General features: G+C 59.7%; 1 protein-coding gene. It reads right to left on the reverse strand.

Annotated features, from left to right (window positions below; translation table 11 throughout):
- Positions 1–709, reverse strand: a 709-nt coding sequence (locus ACLEJP_RS25485) for an immunoglobulin-like domain-containing protein (protein ID WP_440810902.1), incomplete at both ends; no start/stop codon positions are given.

Genomic DNA, 709 nt, shown 5'->3' on the forward strand with positions numbered 1-709 from the left:
CGTTGCGGTCAGTTTTGCCACCACTTCGTCAGTGGTGTCGGTGACCTGAACCGTGGCTGCATCGCCCAACTGCAGGTTTTCGAAGGCACGGCCATCGACGTCCACAGCGGACTTGATGCCCAGGCTGATTTCGCCGGCATCGTTGTAGACGTCATCCCCCTGTGCCGCGTGCTCGTACGCTGCACTGGTTTCACCCGCCTTGATGGTGACCTGGGCATTGTTGCTCAGGGTCACGACCAGATCGTGAGCCAGTGCCTGGTTGATGTGCACGGTAAAGGTCGGTTTGACGTTCTCCGCCACCGAAGGCTGGTCGGCAGTGATGGTGACCTTGACCAGGTCGCCTTCGTTGCCTGGCGTACCCGGCTCGTCGGTGACAGCGGTGCTGACCGGCGTCTTGTCCAGGGTCAGTTGCTCGAACTTACCGACATCAACGCCATTCACGGTGGCAATGGATTTAACAACAGGATCATTGGCACCTGCGTAGACGTTATCCGGCGCAGTGACAGTAGTGCTGCCCGCGGTGCTGTTCGCTGGCACAGTGATGGTGGTGCCGTCGTTCAGCGTGAAGGTCAACGCCGAATGCTTGTCGATCGGCAGACCGTCTTTGTTGGTCAGCGTAATGGTGTAGGTGATCTCGCCGCCTTCGGTAACCGACGGTGTCGCGGTCAGCTTGGCCACCACCTCGTCAGTGGTGTCGGTGACCTGGACT

The organism is Pseudomonas sp. SMV7, from assembly GCF_052041995.1.
GTDB lineage: Bacteria > Pseudomonadota > Gammaproteobacteria > Pseudomonadales > Pseudomonadaceae > Aquipseudomonas.